This is a genomic window from Pseudarthrobacter sp. B907, from assembly GCF_040137805.1.
GTDB lineage: Bacteria > Actinomycetota > Actinomycetes > Actinomycetales > Micrococcaceae > Arthrobacter.
On record NZ_JBEEQE010000002.1, the window covers coordinates 1 to 24,131 of the forward strand.

Here is a 24,131-nt window from a genome sequence, read left to right on the forward strand (position 1 = left end):
GGCCGCCCGCGCGCCGCCGGCCGCGGCGGCGTCGGCGGGGATTTCCGGTGCATCCAGCAGCGCAAAAACCCGTTCGGCGGAGGCGGCGCAGGACTGCATCAGGGTGAGCATGCCGCCGATCTGGCCCATCGGCTGGCTGAAAAGCCGGCTGAACTGGATAAACGCCTGGACGCCGCCGATCGTCATGGTGCCGGTGGCGACCTGGAGGGCGCCGATCACCGCGACCGCGATGTAGTTGAGGTTGGAGACGAAGATCATCAGCGGCTGCACAACGCCGGAGAGGTACTGGGCGCCGGAGGCCGCGCGGAAGAGCCGGTCGTTGGCCTCCCGGAAGGTGGACGCGGCAGCACTCTGCCGGCCGAACGCCTTGATCACCTCATGCCCGGTGAAGAACTCCTCCAGGTGTGAGTGCAGGTCGCCGGTGCTGGCCCACTGCTCGGTGAAATGCGCCTGCGACTTGCGGGCCACGAGCACGGTGATCACGGTGGAGACCGGGACCGAGGCCAAGGCGACGAGGGCCAGCAGCGGGGACAGCCAGAACATCATGGCCAGGGCGCCGGAGAGCATCAGAACCGACATGATGAGCTGGTTGAGCAGCTGATTCAACGCCTGCGAGACGTTGTCGACGTCGTTGGTGGCACGGCTGAGCACGTCGCCACGGTGCTGGTCGTCGAAATGGCTCGAGGGGAGCAGGTGGAGCTTGCGTTCCACGGAGGCGCGGAGGCCGTAGCTGAGCCGCTGCACCGCCGTCGCGGTCAGCGCGCCCTGGATCCAGCTGAACAGCGAGGCGCCGAGGTACATGAGTGCCACGGCGAGCAGCAGCCGTCCGAGTTTCGACTGGTCAAAGGCGCCGCGCACCACACTTTCCACCACGACGTCGGTGGCGTCACCAAGGTATTTGGGCGCGGCCACGTTCAGCGCGGCGAAGCCGCAGGTCGCGGCGATGACGCCGGCCATCCGGAGGCGCACCGGGCGCAGCAGCCCCAGCAGCCTTCCGGCGGCCCGCCATTTGGCGGCGGCCCCGGCGGGAGCGGGGAAGGCGGCGCTCACGCGGTTTCCTCCAGGACCAGCTGGGAGGCCGCGATTTCCTGGTAGGTCGGCGAAGTCGCCATCAGCTCCTTGTGGGTGCCCTGCGCGACCAGCCGGCCGTCCTCCAACACCAGGATCAGCCCCGCGTCCACGATCGTGGAAACGCGTTCGGCCACGACCAGCACCGTGGCGCTACGCAGCAGCGGTTCCAGTGCGGCCCGGAGCCTCTCGTCGGTGCCGTAGTCGAGGGCGGAGAAACTGTCGTCGAAGACGTAGACGGGGGCAGGCCGGAGCAGGGCCCGGGCGATGCACAGGCGCTGGCGCTGGCCGCCGGAGAAGTTGGTGCCGCCCTGGCGGACCGGGGCGTCGAGTCCGCCCGTCAGGTCACGGACAAAGTCCGCGGCCTGGGCGGTTTCCAGTGCCCGCCACAGGTCCTCGTCGCCGGCCTCCGGCCGGCCCATCCGCAGGTTGTCCGCGAGCGTGCCGGAGAACAGGTAGGAGTGCTGGGGCACCATGGCAATCCGGCCGCGCAGCGACGCCAGCGGCAGCGCGCGGGTTTCGCGGCCGCCGATGCTGATGGTTCCTTCCGTCGGGTCGATGAAACGCGGCAGCAGGTTCAGCAGTGTGCTCTTGCCGCTCCCGGTGGCGCCGACGATCGCCGTGGTGGTGCCGGGGCGCGCGGTGAATGTGACCCCGGCCAGGACCGGCGCTTCGGCCCCGGGGTAGGCGAAGGCCACGTCGCGGAACTCCACGGTGCCTTGCGGCACGGGCCCTTCCGGCGCTGCCCCATCCGGGCCCGCGGGCCCAGGTACGGCCGGGCCGTCGATGGACGGCTCGGTGTCCAGGACCGCCTGGATCCGCTCGGCGCAGGCCGCCGCCCGCGGGGCCGTGGTGAAAACGTACATCGCCATCATGATGGCGATCAGGATCTGCAGGATGTACGCGATGAACGCGGTCAGGGCCCCGAGCCGCATCTCGCCGGACTGGATCCGGTGGCCGCCGAACCAGACCACCGCGACCGAGGACAGGTTCACCACCACCATGATCAGCGGATTCATCCGGGCCACCAGCAGCGCGGAGTCGAGATTGTTGCGGGTGAGGTCCTTGTTGGCGGCGTCGAAGCGGTGGATCTCGTGGTCCTGCCGGACGAAGCCGCGGATGACGTTGGCGCCGATGATCTGTTCGCGGAGGACCCGGCTGATCCGGTCGATGAGTGTCTGGCCCTGCCGGTAGAGCGGAATCAGGCGGCGGACGATCAGGAACATGATCACGGCGAGAACCGGGATGACGGCCACAACAATCCCCGTCAGGGGAAGGTCCTGGTCCAGGGCGAGGGCGATGCCGCCGATGAAGCTGGCCGGCGCCGCGACGAGCATGGTGAAGGCGAGGACCGTGAGGTTCTGGATCTGGGTGACGTCGTTGGTGGCCCGGGTGACGAGGCTGGGGGCCCCGAATACCCCGACCTCCTGCGACGAGAGCGTCTGGACCTTGGCGAACAGCTCCTCGCGCAGTTCCCTGCCCACGCGCATGGCGACCACCGCGCCAAGGTAGCCGGCTGCGATCGCTGCGCCCATCTGGAGCGCCGCGACGCCGGCCATCGCTCCGCCCAGCCGCAGGATCACGGGCGTGTTGCCGGCGACGATGCCGTCGTCGATGATGGCCGCGTTCAGTGTGGGAAGCATCAGGTTCGCCGTGGTCTGCACAAGTTGCAGGCAGATGATGGCCAGGACGGTCATCCTGTGGGCGGCGAGCAGCCGCCCGATCAGGTTAAAGAGCACCGAACCTCCATCATCAGAACAGGGCTCGGATCCGGAAAGGACGGCGGCCGCCCCCAGACCGCTGTGTCATTGTATGCCCACTACACACCAGTTGTTGTCACACGGCGTGTCACATCCGTCAAAACGGCAGGATCCCGGGGAACTTCCGGAGACGCGGCGCCCCGAAGCGGTGCGGCGGCGGGGGTTTAGCCACGCTTTTGAGCAACGGCGAAGATCCGCCGGAACGGGAACACCGTTCCATGCGGGCCGGGCGAATAGGCCGCGCGGAGCGCCCGCGCGTACTCCGCTTCGAACCTCGCGGCCTCCGCGGCCGTGAGCGCGGCCAGCACCGGGCGCAGCCCGGTCCCCCGCACCCAGTCGAGCACCGGGTCGGTTCCCGGCAGGAGCTGCAGGTAGGTGGTCTCCCAGGCATCGGCGTCGCAGCCGGCATCGAGCATCAGCTCAAGGTAGTCGGCGGGCCCGGCCACCACGTCCTCGTGTCGCAGCACGCCGGCAAGGCGGGGTGCCCATTCGTCCGTGCCGGCCAGGGCCCGCATCAGGGTGTGCGACGGTGCATGGAAGTTGCCCGGCACTTGCAGGGCGAACCAGGCGCCGGGCCCCAGCGCTGCAAGCCAGCGGCCCAGCAGCTCACGGTGCATGGGAACCCACTGCAAGGTGGCGTTTGTGACGACGACGTCGGTCTCCGGCGCCGGCATCCACCCGGCGATGTCCGTCTGGGCGAAGGTCAGGTTCGCGGCGCCGCCGGAAACGGCGCCGGACTGCGCGAGCATCTCGGCGGAGGAATCCAGCCCCTCCACCGCCGCCCCGGGCCAGCGTGCGGCCAGGGTGGCGGTGAGGTTGCCCGGCCCGCAGCCGAGGTCGACGACGTGCCGCGGCGCCTCCGCGCGGATACGTGCGGTCAGGTCGAAGAACGGCCTGTCCCGGTAGTCGCCGAACTGTACGTACCTGGCTGGATCCCACTTCACGCATTTCCTCCGCTTCACCCTGGAGCTCCCAGGCGAAGCCTAACCCCGCGGCGCCGGCCGGACGGTGCCGCCGGTGCCGCGGGCGGGGTTCACGCCGCGGCCAGCCCCCGGATCCAGGCATCCAGCTCGGCCAGGGTCTGGCCGGTGATGCCGTGGCCGCCGGGGTCGCGGCGGGAGTGCGCGGCGGCCCCGGACTCGGCCTGCAGATACTGCCAGGTGCGCGCCAGCAGCTCCGGCGGTATCACCCGGTCCTGCTCGCCGTGCGCGACGAAGACCGGGACGCCGGCCAGCTGCCCGGCGGTCACGGGCACGCCGGCGTCAAACGGCAGCGTGCCGTACAGGATGGCCGCACCGGCAAATCGTGCCGGGTCCGCGAGCAGGAGGCCGCCGGCAAAGGCCGCGCCGCCGCTGAAGCCGACCAGCACGACCGGCCGGCCGGCGGGCGCCACCGCGTCGAGCCAGGTCCGGAACCAGGACATGGTGCTGTCGAGCGATTCGGCGACGGGACGGCCGATGCCGCGGTTGGCGAACCAGGCATAGCCTCCGCCCTCGGCAATCGGCGCCCGGACCGCGGCGTAGGCCGGGCCGGACGGCAGCCGCTCCGCCAGGCCAAGGATCTCCGTTTCGTTGGAGCCCCGGCCGTGCAGCAGCACCACCAGCGGCGCCGCGGGGTCGGCCGACCCGGCGGTCGCCACTACGGGGTCCGTGAAGGTGGTTTTCATTTAGTTGGTGACCTTCAGTCCGGTGTCCCAGTTGAAGTCGGAGAACTCGGGGTTGGCCTGGAGGGTCATCAGGACGAACTGGAAGCCCTCGAGCTCCCTCGCCCGCTTGAGCGGGCCGACGACGAGCGGGCGCAGCCCGGCGGCCCCGACGAAGCTGCTGACCGCCCCGGTGGCCGCGGCGTCGTCGCCGGCAATAAAGACATCCAGCGGCTGGCCGCCGGACTGGCCCGCAAGCAGGGTTCCGGCGAAGGTCGTGTTGAAAGCCTTGACCACGTGGGCGCCCGCGGGGGCCAGCCGGGCGATTTCCTCGGCGGCGGAGGTGTCCGGACCGACGACCAGGGAGTCGAAGGTCTCGAAGTTCACCGGGTTGGTGATGTCCACGAGGGTCTTTCCGGCCAGGGCCTCGCCGTAGTTGCTGACCACGGATGCGGCGGCGGCGAACGGGACGGCCAGGACGACGATGCCGCCACGCGGCGCGTCGGCGGTGCTGCCGAAGGTGACGCCGGCGCCGAGCTCGGCCGCCAGGGCCTGGGCCTTGGCCGCGTCCTGGCCAAGGATTTCGACGTTCCGGCCGGCGGCCAGGGCAGTGGCCGCGATGCCGCGGGCCATGTTGCCGTTGCCGATGATGGTGATGTCAGTCATGGGGGTCTTCTTTCCAAAGATGCGGGCCAGGAGGTTTTTCATCAGAGTCTGTTCTGCCGGGTGGTGAATGTTTAGTTGAAGCTACAACCAACATACAGTTGGAAACTTGAAAGGTCAAGCAATGCCCCGCGATCGCCGGTGCCCGCTGCCGGCCGCCCGGCGGCCCACTAAGCTGGAAGGCAATGAAACTCGTAGATCAGCTCCCCGCCCCGGCCGCCCGCGTCCCCGGCAGGACCGGCCTCGACCCGGATGAGCTCTACACCCGGTTTGTCGAGTGGACGGAGGGCCGCGGGCTGGCCCTGTACGCCGCGCAGGACGAGGCCGTGATGGAGCTCGCGGCTGGCTCCAACGTCATTCTGGCGACGCCGACCGGGTCGGGTAAGTCGCTGGTGGCCATCGCGGCGCACTTCCAGGCCATGGCCCGCGGCGCCCGGAGCTACTACACCGCCCCGATCAAGGCCCTGGTCTCGGAGAAGTTCTTCGCCCTGTGCGAGATTTTCGGGGCCGAAAACGTCGGCATGATCACCGGCGATTCCGGCGTCAACCAGGACGCACCGATCATCTGCTGCACCGCCGAGATCCTGGCGAACGTCGCCCTGCGCGAGGGCCCGGCCGCGGACCTGGGCACGGTCATCATGGACGAGTTCCACTTCTACTCCGACCCGCAGCGCGGCTGGGCCTGGCAGGTGCCGCTGCTGGAGCTGCCGCAGGCCCAGTTCCTGCTGATGTCCGCCACCCTCGGCGACGTCAGCCGGTTCGAGGAGGGCATCAGCGAGCTCACCGGGCGCCCGACGACGACCGTCAGTTCGGCCGAGCGGCCCATCCCGCTGCACTTCTACTACCAGCAGACCCCCGTGCACGAGACGCTCGAGGAACTGCTGTCCACTAAGCAGGTGCCCGTTTACGTGGTCCACTTCAGCCAGCTTGAGGCGATCGACCGGGCCCAGAACCTGATGAGCATCAACGTCTGCACCCGGGAGGAAAAGGACAAGATCGCCGAGCTGATCGCAGGGTTCCGCTTCGCCGCCGGGTTTGGCAAGACCCTGAACCGGCTGGTCCGGCACGGCATCGGTGTGCACCACGCCGGGATGCTGCCCAAGTACCGCCGGCTCGTCGAGCAGCTGGCCCAGGCCGGCCTGCTCAAGGTCATCTGCGGCACCGACACGCTCGGCGTCGGCATCAACGTCCCCATCCGCACCGTGCTGCTGACGGCGCTCAGCAAATACGACGGCGTCCGCACCCGGCCGCTGAATTCCCGCGAGTTCCACCAGATCGCGGGCCGGGCAGGCCGGGCCGGCTACGATACCGCAGGGACCGTGGTGGTCCAGGCCCCGGAGCACGTGATCGAGAACGTCAAGGCGATGGCCAAGGCCACGGCCAAGTTCGGCGACGACCAGAAGAAGCTGCGCCAGGTGGTCAAGAAGAAGCCGCCGGAGGGCTTTGTCTCCTGGGGCGAGCCGACCTATAAGCGGCTGGTGGATTCCGTCCCGGACCCGCTGGTCTCCAGCTTCACCGTGACGCACGCGATGCTGATGAACCTGATGGAGCGGCCCGGTGACCCGTTCAAGGCCGCGCGCCGGCTGCTGACCGAGAACCACGAGCCCCGCGCCGCGCAGTTGCGGCTGATGAAAAAGGCCCTGGGCATCTACCGCGAACTGCTCGCCGCCGGCGTCGTCGAGCGCATCCCGCCCGCGGAGCAGGGCCCGGACGGCCGCAGCGTCCGGCTCACCGTCCACCTGCAGGCGAACTTCGCCCTGAACCAGCCGCTCTCCCCCTTCGCCCTGGCTGCCCTGGAACTGCTGGATCCGGAGTCGCCGTCTTACGCCCTCGACGTCGTCTCGGTGATCGAGTCGACGCTGGAGAAGCCGCGGCAGATCCTCTCCGCTCAGCAGAAGAAGGCCCGCGGGGAAGCGATCGCCGCGATGAAGGCCGACGGCATCGAGTACGACCAGCGGATGGCCATGCTTGAGGAAGTCAGCTACCCGCAGCCGCTCGCGGATATACTCGGCGAGGCATTCGAGGTGTACCGCAGGGCTGCCCCGTGGATCGGCGACTTCGAACTCGCCCCCAAGTCCGTGATCCGGGACATGTACGAACGCGCAATGAACTTCGGCGAATTCGTCCAGTTCTACGGCCTGGCCCGGTCCGAGGGGATTGTGCTGCGTTACCTGGCCGACGGCTTCAAGGCACTCCGCCAGACCGTGCCGCAGGATGCGCTGCGTGAGGACCTTGAGGACCTCATCGCGTGGCTCGGCGAGTTGGTCCGCCAGGTCGACTCGAGCCTGCTGGACGAGTGGGAGGAACTTACCTCCGGTGCCGCCCCGACCCCGCATGATGCCCCGCCGCCCCCGCCGCCGTCGCTGACCTCCAATATCCGTGCCTTCCGGGTCATGGTCCGCAACGAGATGTTCCGGCGGGTGGAGCTGTTCGCCGACGAGGCCGCCGCCGCCCTGGGCGAACTCGACGGCGGCTCCGGCTGGGACGCGGAGCGCTGGGAGGACGCCCTGGACGACTACTTCGAGGAGCACCAGGACATCGGCACCGGCCCGGATGCCCGCGGGCCCGGGCTCCTGATCATCACCGAGGAGCCGGGCACATGGAAGGTCCGGCAGATCTTCGACGACCCGGCCGGCAACCACGACTGGGGCATCTCCGCCGAGGTGGACCTGGCCGCCTCCGACGAAACCGGCACCGCCGTCGTGCGCGTGACCGACGTGAACCGCCTGTAGCCGCTAGTAAACTGGCGACCATGAGTGTAATCCGCCCGGCCACGCCCCACGACGTCCCCGCCATCCTGCAGATGATCCACGACCTGGCCATCTACGAGAAGGAACCGGACGCCGTTCGGAACACCCCGGAGATGCTCACGGAGGTGCTGTTCGGCGAGAACCCCCGGGTGTACGCGACCATGGCCGGGAACGAGGCCGGGGATGTGCAGGGCTTCGCGCTGTGGTTCCTGAACTACTCCACCTGGGAGGGCGTGCACGGGATCTACCTCGAAGACCTGTACGTGATGCCGGAGGCCCGCGGGGCCGGGCACGGCAAGGCGCTGCTGCATCACCTGGCCGCGACCGCCGTCGACCGCGGCTACGCCCGGGTGGAGTGGAGCGTGCTCGACTGGAACGAACCCTCGATCGCCTTCTACCGGAACCTGGGCGCCGCACCGATGGACGAATGGTCCACATTCCGGCTCACCGGCGAGGCCCTGGCGGCGTTCGGCGGCGACCGGACGGCAGCAGCCCGTGGCTGACACCGCGGCTGACATCGCGGCGACCGAGACGGCCGAGACGGCCCGGGTGCCGCACATCGTCAAAGCCAGGCACGACTACCGCGGCATGCGCACCGCGGAGCACTACTTTGAGGTGCCCCTGGACCACTTCGGCGACGCCGGCGAGACGATTACCGTCTTCGCTCGGGAGTACGTTTCCGCGGACCACAGCGAGGAGGCCGCCGCGGAACTGCCGTGGCTGCTCTACCTGCAGGGAGGCCCGGGCGGCCGCGGGAACCGTTTCCCGGCCCTGGGCGGCTGGAGCAAGGCCGCGGCAAAGGACTTCCGCATCCTGATGTTGGACCAGCGCGGCACCGGCCTCTCCTCCCCCATCGACCGCCGCACCCTTCCCCTGCGCGGCAGCGAACTGGACCAGGCGCAGTACCTGGAGCACTTCCGGGCCGACTCGATCGTGGCCGACGCCGAAGCGATCCGACGGGCCCTCGGGGCCGGGCCCTGGACCATCTACGGGCAGAGCTACGGCGGCTTTTGCGCCCTGAGCTACCTGTCCTTCGCCCCCGAGGGCCTGCGCGAGGCCCTGATCACCGGGGGCCTGCCGCCCCTGGCCGGCCCCGCCGACCGGGTCTACCAGGCCACGTTCGCGCGGGTCGCGGCCCGCAACGCCGAATACTTCGGCTGGTATCCGCAGGACCGGGAGCAGGTGAACCGGATCGCCCGGCACCTGCGCGAGGCGGAGGAAATCCTGCCCGACGGCAGCCGGCTCACCGTCGAACGGTTCCAGATGGTGGGCTCGTACCTCGGCGGCAACACCCGCGTGGACGGGCTGCACCACCTGCTCGAGGACGCGTTTGTCAGCACGCCCGATGGCGAACGCCTCTCCGACGCGTTCCTGGAGCAGGTCCGCGGCCTCGTCTCGCGCGCCGCAAATCCGCTGTACGCGCTGATGCACGAATCGATTTACGGCCAGGGCGAGGCCACGGACTGGGCGGCGCTGCGGGTGCTCCAGGACTTCCCGGAGTTCCGCCCGGACACCGCCGCTCCCCTGCTGACCGGCGAGATGGTCTACCCGTGGTACTTCGAACAGGACCCGGCGCTGCGCCCCCTCCGCGCCGTGGCCCAGCTGCTGGCAGAGAAGGACGACTGGAAGCCGCTCTACGACCCCGAACGGCTCGCACTCAACACGGTTCCGGTGGCGGCGGCCGTGTACAGCGACGACATTTACGTGGACCGGGACCTCTCGCTGGAAACTGCCGCCGCGGTGCGCGGCCTGCAGGTGTGGGAAACGGATGAGTTCCACCACGACGGCATCGCGGACGACGGCGATGCCATCTTCGGCCGGCTGCTCGGCATGGCGCGCGCCGCCCGGGCCTGACCGGCCCGGGGTTCCCGACTTCGGGCCCGTAGCCGGCGGCCGGGTGCGCCCTTAGCCGGCGGCCGGCTCCGGGCTGCGGCGTGACCGGACGGCCGCCGGCAGCGCGACGCCGAAAACCGCGGCCGCCACGGCGGCCGCGAGCAGGTTCAGCCCCTGGTAGCCGATCCCGCTCATCACCAGGCCGGCGAAGCCGGACCCCACGGCCCCGGCCACGCCCATCAGGGTGTCGGACACGCCCTGGACCAGGACCCGGTCCCCGGCCGCGACGCTCTCCGCGAGCAGCGTCGAGCCGGCGATGGTGGCCGCGGACCAGCCAAGTCCCAGCAGCACCAGCCCGGTCGTGACCAGCGCCGGCTGCCCTTGGCCGAAGCCGGCGACGCAGACGGCCAGCAGGATCAGCCCGTGGCCCAGCAGGATCACCGGGAGCCGGCCGACCCGGTCGGTGAGCCAGCCCATCACGGGTGAGAGGGCGTACATCCCGGCGATGTGCAGCGAAATGGTGAAGCCGATGAGCACAAACACGTCAGTGCTGGCGGCGTGCGCGTGCCCGGCGGGGTGCCCGGCCAGCGGGCCCTCGGTGAGCAGCTGCAGGTGCAGCGGCGTCATGGACATCACGGCGGCCATGCAGCCGTGCGCGGCGACGACGGCGAGCAGCGCCAGCCGGGCCCGGGGTGCTGCCCGGACCGCGCGCAGGCCGTTCCGCAGCGCGTGCCTTCCCCGGCTTCCCGTGGTCCCCTTCGCGGGTTCCTCGGCTGCGCCGCGGAGCCGGGCGGCCAGCAGCAGCGGATCGGGGCGGAGCCCGATCAGCAGCAGCAGCGCGGCGAGGGCCAGTCCCGCCGTGGAGAACACGAAAGGCCCGGAGATCGGCGGCAGGCCCAGTGCCTGCCCCACGAGTGCACCGGGCTGGATCAGGTTGGGCCCGGCGACGGCCCCGACCGTCACGGCCCAGACCACGATCGCGAGCGAGCGTCCGCGGTGCTCCGGGTCGGCGAGGTCGACGGCGGCGAAGCGTGCCTGCAGGTTGGCCGCCGTGCCGAGGCCCAACAGGGCGGCGGCCAGCAGCAGGACCGGGAAGGCGCCGGTCACGGTGGCCAGGATGACCAGCAGGGCGCCGGTCATTGCGGCGAGCAGCCCGGTCACGAGGGCAGCCCGGCGCCCGCGCCGGCCGGCCAGCCCGGCCAGCGGCAGGGCGGTCAGCGCTGCCGCCAGCGTCATGGTGGTGGTGACCGAACCGGCCCAGGCGTTGGAGCCGGCGAGCTGGACGGCCAGCAGCGAGCCGACGGACAGGCTGGCCCCGTTGCCCACCCCGCTGAGGAGCTGGGCGGCGCTGAGCACAACAACGGTACGGCGCTGCACCCGTTGCGGGTGCAGCGCCGTACCGGCCGCTGTTGCGGCATCAAAGATTTTCACGCTCCGAGCTTAGCCGGTGGCCGGGCCGCGGGGTGGCCCGGCCAACCGCGCTGCGGGGCTTCCGCTGCCGGACCGGGCCGCCGGCTACTCGGCGTCGGTGAGGCTCTTGCGGGAGTCCTCTTCGAGCCGGGCGTCCAGCTTCGCCTTGGAGGCCTTGGAGCTGACCAGGCTCGCGACGACCGCGATGATGATGGTGCCGATGATCACGCCGAGTGAGACGTACGTGGGGATCTCCGGGGCCCATTCGATGTGCTTGCCGCCGTTGATGAAGGGCAGTTCGTTGACGTGCATGGCGTGCAGCACCAGCTTGACGCCGATGAACGCGAGGATGACGGAGAGCGCGTGCTTGAGGTAGATCAGCCGGTTCATCAGTCCGCCGAGCAGGAAGTACAGCTGGCGCAGGCCCATCAGCGCGAAAATGTTCGCTGTGAAGACGATGAACGCGCTCTGCGTCAGGCCGAAGATCGCGGGAATGGAGTCTACCGCGAAGAGCAGGTCGGTCATGCCGATGGTCACGAAGACGATCAGCATGGGGGTGAAGACCTTCTTGCCGTCGACCTCGGTGCGGAGCTTGCCGCCGTCGAACTTCTCCGACATCGGCAGGATCTTACGGATCCGGGCGATCAGCGGGTTTTCCTTGTCTTCCTCGTCCTCGCCCTCGTCCTGGGCCTGCTTCCAGGCGGTCCAGAGGAGGAACGCGCCGAAGATGTAGAAGACCCAGCTGAACTGTTCGATCACGATCGCGCCGAGCAGGATGAAGATGCCGCGCAGCACCAGGGCGATGATGATGCCCACCATCAGCACTTCCTGCTGGTACTTACGGGGTACCGAGAAGCGGGCCATGATGATGATGAAAACGAACAGGTTGTCGATGCTGAGGCTGTACTCCGTCACCCAGCCGGCGAGGAACTGGCCACCGTATTCCGGGCCGGTGAACATGAACATGGCACCGGCGAAGACGAGCGCCAGCGCGATGTAGAAGGAGACCCAGAGGCCGGCTTCCTTCATCGAGGGCTCATGCGGCCGCTTCAGCACCAGCAGCAGGTCGATGGCGAGGATGATGCCGAGAACGACGAAGGAGCCGATCTCGAACCAGAGGGGAAGTTCGGGCACGTAGATACCTTTCGCAGGGTACAACTAAGCGGTGTAAGTCTCTCCGGCCAAGCCGCCGCTCCCCGGGCCATAAACCTCGGGTGCTGCTTCGCTGCCCGCTACGCCCGGCATGGCATCTGTGCCCTGCGTGTTGACGATCGTAGCGCTTGGGATACTCCCCTACGTTGGATCTACTTTACCTTAGGCGTGCCCGGCCGACTGCATCTGCCGCAGTTCCTTCTTGAGCTCGCCCACCTCATCGCGGAGCCGGGCCGCCAGCTCGAACTGCAGTTCGCCGGCGGCGGCGTGCATCTGCTCGGTTAGTTGCTCGATCAGGCCAACGAGGTCCTCGGCCGGTGCCGCGGCGAGGCCGTCGGCCCGGACCTTGGAGCCGCCCTTGCCCTTCCCGCGGGTCTTGCCGGCGCTGGCCAGCAGCTCGCGGGTGTCGGCGTCTTCCTTGGCGAGCTGGTCGGTGATGTCCGCGATTTTCTTTCGCAGCGGCTGGGGGTCGATCCCCTTCTCCGTGTTGTAGGCCACCTGGATGGCGCGGCGCCGGTTCGTTTCGTCGATGGCATGGGCCATCGAGTCGGTGATTTTGTCCGCGTACATGTGCACCTGGCCGGACACGTTTCGGGCGGCACGGCCGATCGTCTGGATCAGCGAGGTCGAGGAGCGCAGGAAGCCTTCCTTGTCCGCGTCCAGGATGCTCACGAGGGACACCTCCGGGAGGTCGAGGCCTTCGCGGAGCAGGTTGATGCCGACCAGCACGTCGAAGACGCCCATCCGCAGTTCGCGGAGCAGTTCCACACGGCGCAGGGTGTCGACGTCGGAGTGCAGGTATTCGACCTTCACGCCGTGCCCCAGCAGGTAGTCGGTGAGGTCTTCGGCCATCCGCTTGGTCAGCGTGGTGACGAGGACACGCTCGTTCTTCGCGGTGCGCGTGCGGATTTCGCCCAGCAGGTCATCGATCTGGCCCTTGGTGGGCTTGACGATCACCTCGGGGTCGATCAGGCCGGTGGGCCGGATGATCTGCTGAACAAAGCCGTCTGCCTTGCCGAGCTCGAACTTGCCGGGGGTCGCGGACAGGTAGACGGTCTGGCCCACGCGCTCCTGGAATTCGTCCCACTTGAGCGGGCGGTTGTCCATCGCCGAGGGCAGCCGGAAGCCGTGGTCCACGAGGTTCCGCTTGCGGGACATGTCGCCCTCATACATGGCGCCAATCTGCGGCACGGTGACGTGGGATTCGTCGATCACCAGCAGGAAGTCGTCCGGGAAGTAGTCGATCAGGCAGTGCGGCGCGGTCCCGCGGGCGCGGCCGTCGATGTGCGAGGAGTAGTTCTCGATGCCGTTGCAGAATCCCATCTGCTGCATCATTTCCAGGTCGTAGGTGGTTCGCATCCGCAGCCGCTGCGCCTCCACGAGTTTGTTCTGGCTCTCCAGCACCTTGAGACGGTCGGCAAGCTCGTCCTCGATCCGCTTGATCGCGCGGGCCATCCGCTCCGGGCCCGCCACGTAATGCGAGGCCGGGAAGACGTACATTTCGTTCTCTTCCCGGAGCACCTCGCCGGTCAACGGGTGCAGGGTGTAGATGTTCTCGATCTCGTCGCCGAAGAACTCGATCCGGATGGCGAGTTCCTCGTACATCGGAATGATTTCCACGGTGTCGCCGCGGACCCGGAACGTGCCGCGGTGGAAGTCCATGTCGTTGCGGGCGTACTGCATGGAGACGAACTTCCGGAGCAGGTCGTCGCGGTTCATTTCGGCGCCCTTGCGCAGCGTCACCATGCCGGCGATGTATTCTTCCGGCGTGCCGAGGCCGTAGATGCAGGAGACGGTGGCCACCACAATCACGTCGCGCCTGGTCAGCAGCGCGTTGGTGGCGGAGTGCCGGAGCCGTTCGACTTCCTCGTTGACCGAGGAGTCCTTCTCGATGAAGGTGTCCGTCTGGGCCACGTAGGCCTCGGGCTGGTAGTAGTCGTAGTAGGAGACGAAGTATTCCACCGCGTTGTTAGGCAGCAGCTCGCGGAATTCGTTGGCGAGCTGCGCGGCGAGCGTCTTGTTCTGCACCATCACCAGGGTGGGCCGCTGGACCTGCTCGATCAGCCACGCCGTCGTCGCGCTCTTACCGGTGCCGGTGGCGCCGAGCAGCACCACGTCCTTCTCGCCGTTCTTGATGCGCTCGGTCAGTTCCGCGATCGCGGCCGGCTGGTCTCCCGCGGGCTGGAACTCGCTGATGACCTCGAAGGGCGCCACAACACGGTTGATTTCCTGGGCAAGGCTCATGTACCTAATCTACCGCCGCCCTCCGACAGCGTGCCCGGATTCAGCTTTGGGCGGTACCCGGGTCCCCGGCGGCGTACGACGGCGGCAGCCAGCCGGTGCGGCGGGCCCAGTCCTCCATCCGCGGAGCGGCGTAGTGCGTGAACCAGTCCTCCTTGTCCGCGGCGTAGCCGGCGGTGGACTTGTCCACGCCGTGCCGCCGGGCCGCACGCCGCTTTTCCGCGACGTAGTCCGCGCGGGCGGCCGCGTCGTCGCGCAGCCAGTCCCGGAAGCACAGCGCATAACGCCAGCCCGGCGAGCCGGCGGCCCGGACGTGGAGGTTGACGGGCCGGCCGGGGTCCGCGTTGCCGTGCACCCGTTTGTCCCAGGCTGACGGGTCGGGGTGTGCCGGCTTGGGGTTGTCAGCCCCGATGCCCGGCCAGCGCGGGAACCCCGCCGCGGCCAGCAGGGGCTCAAGACGGTCCGCCGTCGCCAGGTCCGGGACGGTGAGCTGGAGGTCCAGCACGTCCTTCGCATCCAGCCCCGGGACGGCCGTGGACCCGATGTGGTCCACGGCCAGGATGTCCTCCGGCGCCACCGCCCGCAGCCGGCCGATCAGCCGGGAGGCCTGCGCCGGCCAGTCCGGGTTGGCGGGGCTGAGCACGGGACCGCCGGTGCGCGCGGCCATCCGGCCGCGGGCCAGGTTCTCCGCGAAAGGCTCCAGCCGGTGCCGCCACAGCCGGTCCACCGCGTCGCGCAGTTCGTCCTTGGTCCCGGAATTGTCCAGCACGACGTCGGCGGCCGCCAGCCGGTCCTCCCGCGTGGCTTGGGCCGCCATCCGGGAGCGGGCGTCCTCGACGGTCATTTTCCGGTGCTCCACCATCCGCCGCACCCGGACATCATCCGGGGCGTCCACCACCAGCACAAGGTGGAAGTTGGCGCCCTGTCCTGTCTCGACCAGGAGGGGGATGTCCTGGACCAGGACGGCGCCTTTCGGGGCGGCGGCCGCGAGGGCGGCGGCACGCTCCCGGACGAGGGGGTGGATGATGCCGTTCAGCACGGCGAGGCGCTCTGGGTCGCCGAAGACGAGGGCACCCAGGCGCGGGCGGTCGAGGGCCCCATCCGGACCCAGGACGGAGGCGCTGAAGGCGTCCACCACCCGGGCCAGTCCGGGCGTGCCCGGCTCCACCACTTCGCGGGCCAGCGCGTCGGCGTCGACCAGTACCGCGCCGAGCTCGCGCAGCCGCGAGGCGACCACTGACTTCCCTGAGGCGATGCCGCCCGTCAAACCGATCTTCAGCACCCCACCAGACTAAACTGAAGCGGTGCCAGATGACGCGGTTTCTCCCAGGGGCGGGGCCACGGCGTACACCACTCTGGCGGCCGGCGACGGGTTCCGGCACGAGCTGGAGATCAAACGCTCCCGGTTCATCACCGTGCTCCGGCGCACCGCCGACGAGGAGGGCGCCCGTGCACTGCTCGGGTCGTTGCGCCGGGAGTTCCACGACGCCCGCCACCACTGCTCGGCCTTTGTGCTCGGCCCGGACCGCTCGGTGCAGCGTTCCAGCGACGACGGCGAACCTTCCGGCACGGCCGGGCTCCCGATGCTGGAGGCGCTGCTGAAGCGCGAAACCGCGCCCGGTGTGGCGGACCTCAGCGACGTGACCGCCGTCGTGGTCCGGTATTTCGGCGGGATCCTGCTGGGTGCGGGAGGCCTGGTCCGGGCCTACTCCGAGTCCGTGTCCTCAGCGCTGGCGCTGGCGCCGCTGGTGCACCGGCAGCGGCTGCGGATCTGCGGCGTGCCGGTGCCGCATGCCGCCGCGGGCAGGCTCGAGAACGACCTGCGCGCGGCGGGCTATGTGATGGCCGGCGCCCGCTATGATGCGCAGACGACGGTTCTTCGGCTGGCGCTCCCGGACGAACCGGCGTCTCTGTCGCAGGCCGCCGACCGCCTCGCGGCGCTCTCGGCCGGAAGCGCCGCCCTGGTGCCCGGAGAAACGGAGTGGATCGATGTCGCCATCAGCTGAGCAGGTGCCCGTGGTGGCGCTGGTGGACGTGACGGATCCGGTGCTGGAGCGCCTGCTGGCGGTCGCCCTGCACGACGCGGACGCGGACGAGGTCACCCCGCCGCTGGGGACCGCCGCGGGCTGGAATACGGAGCGGATCAGCTGGTTCCGGGCCTATCACCACGCCGCGGCGGCCGGCATCGACGGCCCGGCACGGCAGAAGTCCTGGGCCATAACCGCCGACGGCGAACTGGCCGGTTCCATCCGGCTGGCCCGGGTCCCCGCCACCGGCGCGGGACCGTTCACGCGCGACGGCGGGGCGCTGGAGACCGGCATCTGGCTTGGCCGGAGCTTCCGGGGCCGCGGCATCGGCACGGAGGCGTTGCGCCTGGTCAAGGCGGCGGCCGCGGCAGCCGGGGCGGACCTGCTGGAGGCGGAAACGACGGCCGGCAACACCGCCGCGCAGGCCCTGCTCCGATCGTTGGGCGCGGAACTCGCCGCCGACGGCCAACGGGTCAAAGCACGTTTCACCCTGGGCTAGACCGGGGCACGGTTAGGGCGGGGTGCCAGCAGCCCTCCCCCGGCCGATGGACATGCCCATCTCCCGGCTCAGGGAATGAGCAATATGGCACTATGTCCAAGGTTCGGACCCAAGAATGGACATGCCCATCAGTGGTCCTGGTACCCCGCAGAGCATGCCCTCTGCCTACGCCGAGCAACGGGCATGCCCATCTCCCGGCACAAGGACTGAGCATGACGGCACTATGTCCAACGTTCGGACCCAGGAATGGACATGCCCGTTCGTGGTCCTTGCACCCCGTCGGGCATGCCCTTTGCCTGTCCCAAGCAATGGACATGCCCGTCCGTGGACGTTGCACCCCGCCGAGCCTTGGCGAGTACGCCAGGGCTGGCACGGTGCGGAAGTGTCGCCGGGGCGCCCTGCGTGCTTGGATGAGGGGAGGCGGCACTCCCGATCCGCGGAACGGCGGGAAACATGTGATCGGCCGGACGAGGAGAGGTGACGTGGACGACCCCTTCAAGCTCGTGCGTTTCGAGGAAGCCCAGGACGCCGTGGGCACCTATCAGCGGGCACTCTCGGAGCTGCGCGCCGGCGACAAGCGAAGCCACTGGATGTGGTTCATCTTCCCGCAGGTTGCTGGCCTCGGCCTGAGTCCGACCTCGCGGAAGTATGCCCTTTCTTCCTTGGACGAAGCGCGGGCCTACCTCAGCCACCCGCTGTTGGGCGCCCGCCTCCGTGAGTGTTTCCTGGCCGTCCTCGCCGTCGAGGGTCGGAGCGCGGAGCAGATCCTCGGCGGCATCGACGCACGCAAGCTGCATTCGTCGTCGACCCTGTTCCTTCGGGCGGCACCGGAGGATCCGGTGTTCCGGCAGATCCTCGACAAGTATTTCGGCGGGATCCCCGATGGGGCCACGGACCGGCTCCTGGGTGTGGCCACCTAAAAGCGCCGCAAGCCGCCCGTGACGACTCCCCCGCCGCGATTCCCAGCCCCGTACCAGACACAGGTCGCTTATGGACATGTCCAACGCACGCCGCGTGCAGTGGACATATGCGGGTTATGTCCACTGCACGTGCCCGGGAATGGGCATGTCCGTCGCGGAACGTCGGCAAGTCACGCACAGTCGCCCGCAGTCGCCCGCACAGCCACCCGCACCCCGCGCACCCCGGCCACCGCGTTAAACCCAAAGCGGGCCCCTGCACGTGGCAGGGACCCGCTGTGGTTGGCCCGGAGCGACCCGGGCCGGCGGCAATTAGTTGCCGGTCAGCTTTTCGCGCAGAGCCGCGAGAGCCTCGTCCGAAGCAAGGGTACCGGCCCCTGCGTTCGACTCGGCAGCCGGCTCGGAGGAGTAGCTGGTGGTGCCGGAGTCGCTCTCGCCGGACGTTGCAGCTGCAGCGTCGTCGGCAGCGTGCTGGGCAACCTGCTTCTTGTGGGCTTCCCAGCGGGTCTGGGCGTCAGCGTACTGCTGCTCCCAGGCGGCGCGCTGCGTCTCGTAGCCTTCAAGCCACTCGTTGGACTCCGGGTCGAAGCCCTCCGGGTACTTGTAGTTGCCCTCTTCGTCGTACTCTGCGGCCATGCCGTAGAGAGCCGGATCGAATTCGGTGGACTCGGCGTCGACGCCCTCGTTGGCCTGCTTGAGGGACAGCGAGATGCGGCGGCGCTCGAGGTCGATGTCGATGACCTTGACGAACAGCTCGTCGCCAACGGAGACAACCTGCTCGGCCAGTTCAACGTGGCGAACGGCGAGCTCGGAGATGTGGACCAGGCCTTCGATGCCGTCTTCAACGCGAACGAACGCGCCGAACGGAACCAGCTTGGTGACCTTACCCGGAACAACCTGGCCGAGGGCGTGGGTGCGGGCGAAGGTCTGCCACGGATCTTCCTGCGTAGCCTTGAGCGACAGGGAGACGCGCTCGCGGTCCAGGTCGACCTCGAGAACCTCGACGGTGACTTCCTGGCCAACTTCGACAACCTCGGACGGGTGGTCGATGTGCTTCCAGGACAGCTCGGAAACGTGAACCAGGCCGTCTACGCCGCCCAGGTCCACGAAGGCACCGAAGTTGACGATGGAGGAAACGACGCCGGGACGGACCTGGCCCTTTTCCAGCTTGTTGAGGAACGTGGAGCGGACCTCGGACTGGGTCTGCTCGAGCCAGGCACGGCGGGACAGCACAACGTTGTTGCGGTTCTTGTCCAGCTCGATGATCTTGGCTTCGATCTGCTGACCGATGTACGGAGCAAGGTCGCGCACACGGCGCATCTCGACGAGGGATGCGGGCAGGAAGCCGCGCAGGCCGATGTCGAGGATAAGACCACCCTTGACAACCTCGATGACGGTGCCGGTGACGACGCCGTCTTCTTCCTTGACCTTCTCGATGTCGCCCCAGGCACGCTCGTACTGAGCACGCTTCTTGGAGAGGATCAGACGGCCTTCTTTGTCTTCCTTGGTGAGCACCAGGGCCTCGACGAGATCGCCGACGGAGACGACGTCTCCGGGATCAACGTCGTGCTTGATGGACAGCTCGCGGGAGGGGATGACACCTTCGGTCTTGTAACCGATGTCGAGCAGAACTTCGTCGCGGTCGACCTTGACGACGGTACCTTCGACGAGGTCCCCGTCGTTGAAGTACTTGATGGTGGCGTCGACTGCTGCGAGGAAGTCCTCAGCGGTACCGATGTCGTTAATCGCGACTACGGGGGTACCGGGCTTCTCGGTGGAGGTGATGGTCATGTAGTAGGGGCTCCGTTGTGGATAGTTAGTCGGTCAGGCAAACCGTCCCGTCCGCGTCGGCGACACGGATGGGGAGCGCGGCAGATCAAAGGCGATCCGCCGGGTCATCCTGATTTTGTGGATTGAGTGCGCGCACGTAGTACACGCCCGTTTAGTCTAGTCGGTTCCGCCAACGCCGGTCAAAGCGCGACGGCGCCCGCCGGCAGCACCCGACGGGCCGTGCGGGACCGGTTGCCTAGAAGTGCGTCAGGCAGTGCGGCGCGCGTTCGACGGCGAACATCAGCCGGGCGGTCAGCGCGGCTCCGGGGGTGTGCTCGGTGATCCGCCCGGCGGCTTTCAGGGTCACCGGGCAGACCGCGCCCAGGTAAATGGAGCCGAGGTCCGCGACGTCCAGCGAAAGCTCCGGGTCCGCGTCGGCGGCCTCGGTGACCGTCGCCTCTCCCCCGGTGACCTCCACGGCGTACGTACCGGCGGCGAAGCCGAGGCTGTCGGTGACGCGCAGTACGAGGGTGCCGTCGGTGGAGTAACGCCGGGCGCCCAAAACCCTGACCGGGTCCAGAACGCGCAGCCAGAGCATGTCCGCGTGGTCGGACGACTCGATACAGCGGGGATCCTCGAGGGCCCAGGCCAGAGGATTGTCCACCGGCGCTTCCTTCCAGGTGACCCGCCGGATCAGATCCATGCTGCCGAGGAATTGCCACAGTTCCAGGTAGGCCGCGTCGGTGGCGGCCACAAGGTCCACGATCTCCACGGTGGCGGGTTCGGTCTCCCAGCCGGCGAACTTGTAGGAGACGTAACCGTCGACGGTTCCGGACGCGTCGTAGTGCAGGGCGCACCTGATCGCGTTGTCCTCGCCGCCGTCGCGGGCCAGCGTTCCGGAGACCCGCAGCCGGTAGGCTTCCTGCCGCATGATTGAGCCGGGTGTGGCGTCGTGGGTGCGTTCGAACACCGCCGGCGCCAGTTCCAGCAGTTCCTTCCGGTCCGCGAGTTCCACCGAACCACTGGCCTCGTGGCGCAGCCGGAACCGCGGCCCGGTCTCCACCTTGATGTCGCGCTCGAAAGTGGCCACACCGAAGCCGAACCGTCCGTAAATCGACGCCTCCGAGGCCGTGAGGGCAGCGAAGGGGACGCCGTCGGCCTTGGCCGCGGCGAGGTCCTCGGTCATCATCCGCCGCAGTAGTCCCTGCCGGCGGTGCGTTCCGCGCACGGTGACAGCGGTGACCAGCTGGGCCTCAAGCTGCCGCCCGTAACCGATGTTCAAATTCTTGCGCAGGGTGGCGAACGTGGCCACCGGAACGTCGGCGGACACGGCGTGCGGTGCCACAGCATTGGTTTGGTAGACGCCCGTCATTTCACGGTTGTCCACCCGGTACATCGCCATGACCTTGTCGATGAACTCGTCTTTGTGCTGCTCGTCGTAGAACCCGATGCCGACGCCGCGGAGCCAGGACACTCCCCGGGCGTACTCCGACGATTCCTTCCCGGCCGCACGGAACCGCCGGATTTCGTAGTGCTTCGCCACGTGCTTCTCCCCCTGGAATTTACTGCGCCCTAGAAACGAATAATGCTGGGCGGCGGCTGCCCGCCGGTGTTAGTGCCCGGCCTCGTACCAGCTGGTGCCGACGCCGATCTGTACTTCGAGCGGAACTGACAGTTGCGCCGCGGCGCCCATCTGTTCCGTGACCAGCTCCTCGACGGCCTCGCGTTCGCCTTCGGCGACTTCGAGGACCAGTTCATCATGGACCTGCAGCAGCATCCGGGACTTCAGGCCCTGCTCGGCCAGCGCGCCGGAGACACCGAGCATGGCCCGTTTGATGATGTCCGCCGCCGAGCCCTGGATCGGCGAGTTTAACGCTATCCGCTCGGCGTTCTCGCGCAGCTGGCGGTCGGTGCTGGTCAGGTCCGGCAGGTAACGGCGCCGGCCCTCGATGGTGGCGGTGTAGCCGTCGATCCGGGCCTGGTCCACAACGCCGCGGAGGTAGTCGCGGACGGCGCCGAAGCGGTCGAAGTAGTCCTTCATCAGGGTCCGCGCCTCGTCCACGGAAATTTCCAGCTGCTTGGACAGCCCGAACGAGGTCAGGCCGTAAGCGAGGCCGTAGGACATCGCCTTGACCTTGGAGCGCATGGCACTGGTCACCTGGTCGGTGGGCACGTGGAAGATGTTGGAGCCCACGAAGCGGTGCAGGTCCTCGCCGTCCTTGTAGGCCTGGATCAGGCCGGCGTCGCCGGAGAGGTGAGCCATGATGCGCATTTCGATCTGTGAGTAGTCCGCGGAGAGCAGGCATTCGTAGCCCTCGCTGACCACAAAGATGCCCCGGACGCGGCGGCCCTCCTCGCTGCGGATGGGGATGTTCTGCAGGTTCGGGTTGTTGGAGGAGATCCGGCCCGTGGCCGCGACGTTCTGCGCGTAGGTGGTGTGGATGCGCCCGTCCTCTGTGACGGATTTCTTCAGCGACTCCAGCATCTGGCGCAGCTTCGAGGACTCGCGGTGCGCCATCAGCTGGACCAGGAACTCGTGCCCGGTCTTCTCCAGCAGGTTCTTGAGCGAGGCCGCGTCGGTGGTGTAGCCGGACTTGATCTTCTTCGTCTTGGGCAGGCCGAGCTCGTCGAACAGGACGGTCTGGAGCTGTTTCGGCGAGCCAAGGTTGACCTCGTGCCCGATGGCCGCGAACGCCAGCTCCTGGGCGTTGTCGATCACCTTCGCGAGGTCCGAGAGCTGCTCGTCCATGCGGGTCATGTCGATGGCGATGCCCGCGAGTTCCATGTTGGCCAGGACCCGGCTGACCGGCAGCTCCAGGGTGGTCAGCAGGTCCTGGGCCTTCCGCTCCGTGAGTTCCGACTCGAAGTAGTGGCTCAGGGCCCGGACGACGGCGGCCTCGTGGACCAGCGCTCCCGCGGCGGCGGCGTCGTCGCCGTCGAACGCCAGCTCCAGCTGGCCGGCCTTGGCGGCCTCGGTGGATACGGAGATGTTGAGGTGGTGCTGGGCCAGCTCTGCGAGCTCGTAGCTGCGGCGGTCGGGCTGGATCAGGTAGCCGGAGATGGAGGTGTCGTCCGCCACGCCTTCCAGCTCCAGGCCGCGGGCGGTCAGCGCCTTCAGGGCGGCCTTGAACCCGTGCATCACCTTGGCTGCTCCGGCGTCGGCCAGCCAGGCGGCGAGTATGTTTTCGGCTGCGGCGTCCTGGCCGGCCAGGTCAATGTAGGCTGCGGCGTCGTCGCGGACGATCGCCAGGGCGGCGGCATCCTCGCCGATCCGGCCGGGCACCAGGTCGACGGCGAGGGCGGACCGCTTGCCGGCGCCGGCCGCGAGGAAGGCTGCCAGCTCGTCGGCGTCCGCGGGGGTGACGAAGTCCGGGGTGTCGAGGCTTTCACGCTCGGCTTCGGTGACTTCACTGCCGTACAGGGCAAAGAGCCGGGTCCGGATGGTCTTGAACTCGAGGGTGTCGAACAGGTCCTCGAGGGCGGCCTGGTCTGGCCGGGGGTCCGCGAGGTCCTCCAGCGTGACGGGCAGTTCGAGGTCGGTGTGCAGCCGGTTGAGCCGCCGGTTGCGCTTGACCTCCTCGACGTTCTCGCGGAGGGCGTCGCCCACCTTGCCGCCGATCGCGTCGAGGTTCTCGAGGACGCCTTCCAGGCCGCCGTAGAGGTTGATCCATTTGGCCGCGGTTTTGGGGCCGACGCCGGGGACGCCGGGGAGGTTGTCCGCCGTTTCGCCCACCAGGGCGGCGAGGTCCGAGTACTGGGTGGGGCTGACGAAGTACTTCTCCTGGATGGCGTCCGCGTCCATCCGGGGAATGTCGCTGACGCCCTTGCGCGGGTAGAGCACGAACACGTTGTCGGTGATGAGCTGGAAGGCATCGCGGTCGCCCGAGACCAGCAGCACCTCGTAGCCGGCTTGTTCACCCATGGCGGCGAGGGTGGCCAGGATGTCGTCGGCTTCCCAGCCGGGCATCTTGATGGTCTTGATGCCCCACGCGCCCATGACCTTGTCGATCAGGTCGATCTGGCCGCTCATTTCCCGAGGGGTCTCGTTGCGGCCGCCCTTGTAGCCGTCGTACTCGGCCTTGCGGTGCGTGGTGTCGTCGGAAACGTCGAACGCCACGGCCACGTGGGTGGGCTTCTGTTCCTTGATCAGGTTGATCAGCATGGAGGTGAAGCCGTGCACGGCGTTGGTGTGCTGGCCGGTGGCCGTGGAGAACTTGTCCGCGGGCAGGGCGAAGAACGCGCGGAAGGCCATGGAGTGGCCGTCCAGCACTAGCAGGCGGGGCTGGTCCGTGAGCGGAATCACCGGCGCCTCGGTGGCGGAAACAGACGCCGCGGCCCGGCCGGTCTTTCCGGCGGGCTTCGCCGCGTCTGCTGATGCGGGCTCAGCTGCCGGGAGGAG

The 24,131-nt window shown here is 68.6% G+C and carries 18 protein-coding genes; 6 read left to right on the forward strand and 12 right to left on the reverse strand.

Translation table 11 applies throughout. From position 1 onward, the window contains the following. From ABLI39_RS01590 to ABLI39_RS01610, 5 genes are all read right to left on the reverse strand, one after another. A partial coding sequence (locus ABLI39_RS01590; protein WP_349411893.1) for an ABC transporter permease occupies positions 1 to 957 on the reverse strand: 957 nt, incomplete at its 3' end. Positions 958 to 1,046: 89 nt separating this feature from the next. Further along, on the reverse strand, positions 1,047 to 2,807 hold the full coding sequence (locus ABLI39_RS01595; RefSeq protein ID WP_502935170.1) for an ABC transporter ATP-binding protein: 1,761 nt from the start codon (positions 2,805 to 2,807) through the stop codon (positions 1,047 to 1,049). Positions 2,808 to 2,992: 185 nt separating this feature from the next. Beyond that, complete coding sequence (locus tag ABLI39_RS01600; protein ID WP_349411609.1) at positions 2,993 to 3,772, reverse strand: trans-aconitate 2-methyltransferase; 780 nt, start codon at positions 3,770 to 3,772, stop codon at positions 2,993 to 2,995. A gap of 89 nt (positions 3,773 to 3,861) precedes the next feature. After that, entirely contained in the window at positions 3,862 to 4,494 is a 633-nt protein-coding gene (locus ABLI39_RS01605) for an alpha/beta hydrolase (RefSeq protein ID WP_349411610.1), read from the reverse strand. Next, the gene (locus tag ABLI39_RS01610; protein ID WP_349411612.1) at positions 4,495 to 5,136 is read right to left on the reverse strand and encodes an NADPH-dependent F420 reductase; all 642 of its coding nucleotides are present in this window, start codon (positions 5,134 to 5,136) and stop codon (positions 4,495 to 4,497) included. A 182-nt stretch (positions 5,137 to 5,318) separates the two neighbouring features. Between ABLI39_RS01610 and ABLI39_RS01615 the strand changes: the two genes are divergently transcribed. The 3 genes from ABLI39_RS01615 to ABLI39_RS01625 all read left to right on the forward strand — a co-directional run bounded on the left by ABLI39_RS01615 (position 5,319) and on the right by ABLI39_RS01625 (position 9,737). Further along, positions 5,319 to 7,865: a DEAD/DEAH box helicase gene (locus tag ABLI39_RS01615; protein WP_349411613.1), complete on the forward strand. Its 2,547-nt coding sequence runs from the start codon at positions 5,319 to 5,321 to the stop codon at positions 7,863 to 7,865. 20 nt (positions 7,866 to 7,885) lie between these two features. Beyond that, complete coding sequence (locus ABLI39_RS01620; RefSeq protein ID WP_349411614.1) at positions 7,886 to 8,386, forward strand: GNAT family N-acetyltransferase; 501 nt, start codon at positions 7,886 to 7,888, stop codon at positions 8,384 to 8,386. A gap of 85 nt (positions 8,387 to 8,471) precedes the next feature. Beyond that, positions 8,472 to 9,737, forward strand: a complete 1,266-nt coding sequence (locus tag ABLI39_RS01625) for an alpha/beta fold hydrolase (RefSeq protein ID WP_349411895.1) — start codon at positions 8,472 to 8,474, stop codon at positions 9,735 to 9,737. 51 nt (positions 9,738 to 9,788) lie between these two features. Here ABLI39_RS01625 and ABLI39_RS01630 read toward each other — a convergent pair whose 3' ends face one another. From ABLI39_RS01630 to coaE, 4 genes are all read right to left on the reverse strand, one after another. Further along, positions 9,789 to 11,147 (reverse strand): MFS transporter, encoded by a 1,359-nt coding sequence (locus ABLI39_RS01630; RefSeq protein ID WP_349411615.1) that lies wholly within the window; start codon positions 11,145 to 11,147, stop codon positions 9,789 to 9,791. An 84-nt stretch (positions 11,148 to 11,231) separates the two neighbouring features. Next, positions 11,232 to 12,260: a TerC family protein gene (locus tag ABLI39_RS01635; protein ID WP_349411616.1), complete on the reverse strand. Its 1,029-nt coding sequence runs from the start codon at positions 12,258 to 12,260 to the stop codon at positions 11,232 to 11,234. Positions 12,261 to 12,440: 180 nt separating this feature from the next. Then, positions 12,441 to 14,522 carry an excinuclease ABC subunit UvrB gene (gene uvrB / locus ABLI39_RS01640; protein ID WP_349411617.1) on the reverse strand — a complete coding sequence of 694 codons (2,082 nt, stop codon included), beginning with the start codon at positions 14,520 to 14,522 and terminating at the stop codon, positions 12,441 to 12,443. A 40-nt stretch (positions 14,523 to 14,562) separates the two neighbouring features. Further along, positions 14,563 to 15,801, reverse strand: coding sequence for a dephospho-CoA kinase (gene coaE, locus ABLI39_RS01645; RefSeq protein WP_349411618.1), 1,239 nt, complete (start codon positions 15,799 to 15,801; stop codon positions 14,563 to 14,565). A 22-nt stretch (positions 15,802 to 15,823) separates the two neighbouring features. Here coaE and ABLI39_RS01650 point away from each other — a divergent pair, with 22 nt between their 5' ends. The 3 genes from ABLI39_RS01650 (at position 15,824) to ABLI39_RS01660 (ending at position 17,965) form a co-directional block, all read left to right on the forward strand. Continuing rightward, positions 15,824 to 16,525 carry an IMPACT family protein gene (locus ABLI39_RS01650; RefSeq protein WP_349411619.1) on the forward strand — a complete coding sequence of 234 codons (702 nt, stop codon included), beginning with the start codon at positions 15,824 to 15,826 and terminating at the stop codon, positions 16,523 to 16,525. Beyond that, positions 16,509 to 17,045, forward strand: a complete 537-nt coding sequence (locus ABLI39_RS01655; protein WP_349411620.1) for a GNAT family N-acetyltransferase — start codon at positions 16,509 to 16,511, stop codon at positions 17,043 to 17,045. The genes ABLI39_RS01650 and ABLI39_RS01655 overlap by 17 nt, the downstream gene beginning before the upstream one ends. Positions 17,046 to 17,527: 482 nt before the next feature. Beyond that, positions 17,528 to 17,965: a DUF1810 domain-containing protein gene (locus ABLI39_RS01660; RefSeq protein ID WP_349411622.1), complete on the forward strand. Its 438-nt coding sequence runs from the start codon at positions 17,528 to 17,530 to the stop codon at positions 17,963 to 17,965. Between the two features lie 309 nt (positions 17,966 to 18,274). Here the strand turns inward: ABLI39_RS01660 and rpsA are convergent, their stop codons facing one another. The 3 genes from rpsA to polA all read right to left on the reverse strand — a co-directional run bounded on the left by rpsA (position 18,275) and on the right by polA (position 23,984). Beyond that, positions 18,275 to 19,753 carry a 30S ribosomal protein S1 gene (rpsA, locus tag ABLI39_RS01665; RefSeq protein ID WP_349411623.1) on the reverse strand — a complete coding sequence of 493 codons (1,479 nt, stop codon included), beginning with the start codon at positions 19,751 to 19,753 and terminating at the stop codon, positions 18,275 to 18,277. Positions 19,754 to 19,988: 235 nt separating this feature from the next. Further along, positions 19,989 to 21,275: a GNAT family N-acetyltransferase gene (locus ABLI39_RS01670; protein ID WP_349411624.1), complete on the reverse strand. Its 1,287-nt coding sequence runs from the start codon at positions 21,273 to 21,275 to the stop codon at positions 19,989 to 19,991. A 69-nt stretch (positions 21,276 to 21,344) separates the two neighbouring features. Next, the gene (gene polA / locus ABLI39_RS01675; RefSeq protein WP_497900219.1) at positions 21,345 to 23,984 is read right to left on the reverse strand and encodes a DNA polymerase I; all 2,640 of its coding nucleotides are present in this window, start codon (positions 23,982 to 23,984) and stop codon (positions 21,345 to 21,347) included. Between the last annotated feature and the right edge of the window lie 147 nt (positions 23,985 to 24,131).